Source organism: Sphingosinicella sp., assembly GCF_052387495.1.
Classification (GTDB): domain Bacteria; phylum Pseudomonadota; class Alphaproteobacteria; order Sphingomonadales; family Sphingomonadaceae; genus Allosphingosinicella.
The window spans coordinates 1-4,497 of the sequence record NZ_JBQTJC010000194.1 but is presented as its reverse complement, the minus strand read 5'-3'; the positions used below and the strand labels follow the sequence as shown (position 1 = coordinate 4,497).

The 4,497-nt window shown below is 68.5% G+C and carries 4 protein-coding genes; all 4 read right to left on the bottom strand.

What is annotated here, in order from left to right; all coding sequences use genetic code 11:
- Positions 1–103: 103 nt before the first annotated feature.
- Positions 104–1,135: a recombinase RecA gene (gene recA, locus ACT4N8_RS10980; RefSeq protein ID WP_444858164.1), complete on the bottom strand. Its 1,032-nt coding sequence runs from the start codon at positions 1,133–1,135 to the stop codon at positions 104–106.
- Between the two features lie 137 nt (positions 1,136–1,272).
- Complete coding sequence (locus ACT4N8_RS10975; protein ID WP_444858163.1) at positions 1,273–2,076, bottom strand: alpha/beta hydrolase; 804 nt, start codon at positions 2,074–2,076, stop codon at positions 1,273–1,275.
- 26 nt (positions 2,077–2,102) lie between these two features.
- Positions 2,103–2,462 carry a response regulator gene (locus tag ACT4N8_RS10970; protein ID WP_444858162.1) on the bottom strand — a complete coding sequence of 120 codons (360 nt, stop codon included), beginning with the start codon at positions 2,460–2,462 and terminating at the stop codon, positions 2,103–2,105.
- 38 nt (positions 2,463–2,500) lie between these two features.
- Positions 2,501–4,497: response regulator (locus tag ACT4N8_RS10965; RefSeq protein WP_444858161.1), on the bottom strand; the 1,997-nt coding region annotated here is incomplete at its 5' end.

Here is a 4,497-nt window from a genome sequence, read left to right as displayed (position 1 = left end):
CTCTGGGCCAATCCCGTTCAGGCCGGCTCGCCCGAACCTGAATAAGTTTCAGAAGTTTCAGGTCCCCAGAGTAAGAAAATCCGGGGACCTGAAGCCTTCCCAATCAGGCGTCGTCCTCGGCCGACTGACCCGTCATCAGCGCCTCGCCGACCTCGTCGGTGCGGCCGCGGATCGCGCGCTCGATGCGCTCGGCGACCTCGGGATTCTCGGTGAGGTAGGTCTTGGCGTTCTCGCGGCCTTGCCCGATCCGGATCGAATCGTAGCTGAACCAGGCCCCGGACTTCTCGACCAGCCCGGCCTTGACGCCGAGATCGAGCACCTCGCCCACCTTGGACACGCCCGCGCCGTACATGATGTCGAACTCGACCTGCTTGAACGGCGGCGCGAGCTTGTTCTTGACCACCTTCACCCGGGTCGAATTGCCGACGATGTCGTCGCGATCCTTGATCTGGCCGGTGCGGCGGATGTCGAGGCGGACGCTGGCGTAGAATTTGAGGGCGTTGCCCCCCGTGGTCGTCTCCGGATTGCCGTACATCACGCCGATCTTCATGCGCAGCTGGTTGATGAAGATGACCAGGCATTTGGACTTGGAGATCGAGCCGGTGAGCTTGCGCAGCGACTGGCTCATCAGCCGCGCCTGGAGGCCGACATGGCTGTCGCCCATCTCGCCCTCGATCTCGGCGCGCGGCACCAGAGCGGCGACCGAATCGATCACCAATATGTCGATCGCGTTGGAGCGGACGAGCGTGTCGGTGATCTCCAGCGCCTGCTCGCCCGTATCGGGCTGCGAGACGATGAGATTGTCGACGTCGACGCCCAGCTTGCGGGCATAGACCGGATCGAGCGCATGCTCGGCGTCGACGAAGGCGGCGACGCCGCCGGCCTTCTGCGCCTCGGCCACGGCATGGAGCGCGAGCGTGGTCTTGCCCGAGCTTTCCGGCCCGTAAATCTCGACGACCCGGCCGCGCGGCAGGCCGCCGATGCCCAATGCGATGTCGAGCCCGAGGCTGCCGGTCGAGATCGTCTCGATCTCGATCGCCTCGCGCGAGCCGAGCCGCATCGCGGACCCCTTGCCGAAGGCGCGGTCGATCTGCGCCAGCGCCGCATCGAGGGCTTTCTGCTTGTCCGTGTCCATGGAGGTCCTGTCGGAAACGACGTGAAGTGAGGCCGTCATTGGCTTGTCTCCCCTTAGTCCGCGCGGCGCGCGGGTCAACGCTTCGGATGGCTTGTGTATCCGATTTGTTCCAGCAGAACAAGCAGGAAACGAGCGGCTCAGTCGGCGGCCTCGATCCGGGCCATCGCCGCGCGCATCGCGGGGACGAAGCGGGGGTGGAGGGGGATGTCGTTATGCCTGGCTTCGGGAATCGTCGCGTCGAACACGAGATTGGGGATCGCGGCGCGCAAGGCGGCGGTGCGCTGCGGCGGGATGGTGGTATCGCGGCCGGCGGCGACGATCGCCACCGGCGTCCGCACCCCCTGGAGCGCCGTAGCGGAATCGATCTCGTGGCGGAGCAACCGGCGGACCGGCAGCCAAGGATAATGCTGGGCCGCCGTCGCGCCGAGCGAATCGAACGGCGTCACCAGGATCAGGCCGGCGAGCGGCCGCCGCGCGGCGAGGCTCGCGGCGACGCCGCTGCCGAGGCTGATCCCAACCGCGACGATCCGGCGCGGCTGGAAGCGCCCGGCGACGAGATCGTGGATGCGCGGCGCGTCCTCGATCAGCCGTTCGGCGGCGGTGGCGCCCGTGCTCGGCGCGTAGCCGCGATAGTGGAAGGCGACGATGCGGTGGCGGGGGAAGATCGCGGCAAGCTCCCCGGCGACGCCCTGCGCGTTCGAGGCATTGCCGACGAAAGCGAGGATGAGGTCGCTCCCCTCGCCTTCCGCCGCTGGCAATGCCAGCCCTTCGAGCGTCGCGCCGTCCACGGTGGAGAGCGTCAGCCGCTCCGCGCCCGGCGGCAACGGCCCGGCGGCGGGGACGAGATAAGCGGGGAAGATGACCCGCTCCTGGAAAGCCCAGAGCGCCCCGGCGATTGCCAGATAGGCGGCCAACGGCAGGAGCAGCAAAGCGAGGAGCAAGCGGCGGTCTCGTCTCGACGCCGCCATCAACCGCCGCAGGCTTGCGCCAGCGCGGGCTCGATCGCGTCGATGGTATAGGGCTTGGAGAGGACCGGCGCGCCGGCATGTTCGGGCGGCGGCGGCTCGACATGGCCGCCGGTGGCGAGGATGAAGGGCTTGCCCGCTTCGGCCAGCCGGTCGGCGACCGGCCAGCAGCGCTCGCCATCCTTCAACTGCACGTCGACGATCGCGACGTCGAAGCCGCCGCGCGCGACATGGGTCAGCGCCTCGGCGACCGAATCGCAGGTCCCGACCACTTCGTGGCCGAGCGATTCGAGGAAATCCTCGAGCATCATCGCGATGAGCGGCTCGTCCTCGACGATCAGGATGTTACGCCCACTCTCCATGGCCGCCCCGCTTAGCGCTTGTTGCGGAAAGGAAAAGACTATTTCGTCCCGCCGCGGTCGGCGAGCACCTCGCGCACCGCCTCGGCGAGCTGCTGGACCGAAAAAGGCTTGGCGAGGAAGGCGACGTTGGGGATGTCGATCGACTTGCGGAGCTGCTCCTCGGCATAGCCGGAAATGAACAGGATCGGCAGCCCGGCCTGCATCTTGCGCGCGGCCCTGACCGTGGTCGGGCCGTCCATCGTCGGCATGACCACGTCGGAGATCAAGAGGTCGACGCGCTCCTCGCGGCCGAGGATTTCGAGCGCGGCCTCGCCATTCTCGGCCGACAGGACGGTGTAGCCGTGGCGGGTGAGCGCGCGCTCGGCGACGGCGCGGACCATCGCCTCGTCCTCGACGAGAAGGATCGTGCCCGTGCCCCAGAGCTCGCTTGCCTTGTCCTTCGGCTTGAGCTTCGCCTTGGCCTCGCCGGGCTGAGCGCGGTGGACGGGCAAATAGATGGTGAAGGTCGTGCCCTTCCTCACCTGGCTCTCGGCGAAGATGAACCCGCCCGATTGCTTGACGATGCCGTAGACGGTGGAAAGGCCGAGGCCGGTCCCCTTCCCCACCTCCTTGGTGGTGAAGAAGGGCTCGAAAATCTTGCCGATGATGTGCGAGGGGATGCCGCTTCCGGTGTCGATGACCTTGAGCGCCGTATAATCGGCGATCGGGAGCACGTCCGTGCCCATCCGGCGCACGTCGTCGGCCGAGGTCGCGAACGTCTGCAGGGTCAGGGTGCCGCCGCCCTCCGGGTCCTTGGCGAGCATCGCATCGCGGGCGTTGACCGCGAGATTGACGATGACCTGCTCGAGCTGCCCGGGGTCGGCGCGGACCGGGCCGAGACCCCGGCCGTGCTTGACCTCCAGCTTGATCCGCTCGCCGAGCAACCGGGTGAGCAAATGCGAGACCTCGGCGACGACGTCGGGAAGCTGGAGCACCTGCGGCCGCAAGGTCTGCTGGCGCGAGAAAGCGAGCAGCTGGCGGGTAAGGCTGGCGGCGCGATTCGAATTGGAGCGGATCTGCTGGATGTCGTCATAGTCCGAATCGCCCGGCGTATGGCGCATCATCATCAAATCGCAGGTGCCGAGGATCGCGGTCAGGATGTTGTTGAAATCGTGCGCGACGCCGCCCGCCAATTGCCCGACCGCCTGCATCTTGGTCGCCTGGGCGATCTCGCGCTTGAGCCGCGCCTCCTCGCTATTGTCCTTGAGGGAGAGCAGAACCGCGGCATTGCCGAGGCCGCGCGCGCCGGCGACGGTCATCGCCACCGGCTCCTCCGGATTGGACTTGAGGCGGACGGCGAGGTCGCCCGAGAGGTTTCGGCCCCGGCCGAAGCGGCGGACCGCGTCGGAGACCGCCGCCTTGTCCTCGTCGACGACGAGATCGCCGGGCCAGGCGGGCTGCTCGCTCGAGCCGATCGCCGCGGCCTTGCGGAACGCCTTGTTGAGGAAGACGAATCGCCCGTCCGTATCGGCCAGCGCGAGGCCGAGCGGGAGGCTTTCGAGCAAGGCATGGATATGGGCGGCGCCGTCCTCGCCGACGCGGGCGCCGGGAATCTCGTCGAGCAGGAGGAAGATGGCGGGCGCCTCCGGATCGTCCCCGGCGGCGACGGGCAGGATGCGCAACGGGATCCCCGCCTTGCCCTCGGCGGTGAAATGAAACTGGCCGGCATCGTTGGCCGTCAGATAGTCGACCAGGCTGGTGCTTTCGACAGTGTCCTCCTCGTCACCGGCGGCGCGCTGGGCGAAGGCGGCGTTGGCGGCGCGGATCCGTCCTTCGACGACGGCGAGCACCACCCTCACCCCCGCCTCGCCGAGCCGGCGGCCCGGCTCGCCGGTGATCATCCGCCGCGCCTCGGCGACGAGATCGGGTCCGTCGCTGCCGGCGAAGCTCCACAGGAGGTGATCGCCCGTGCCGGCGGCCCGGGCCTCGCCCCGCAGGCGGCGGCCATTGACCGCCACGCTTTCGACCGCGGCGGCGCCGTCGCGGCGGGCGGCGC

Excerpts from the sequence above, each read along its gene's own strand:
- recA (WP_444858164.1), bottom strand. The coding sequence starts at position 1,135 with ATGGACACGGACAAGCAGAAAGCCCTCGATGCGGCGCTGGCGCAGATC.
- ACT4N8_RS10970 (WP_444858162.1), bottom strand. The coding sequence starts at position 2,462 with ATGGAGAGTGGGCGTAACATCCTGATCGTCGAGGACGAGCCGCTCATC.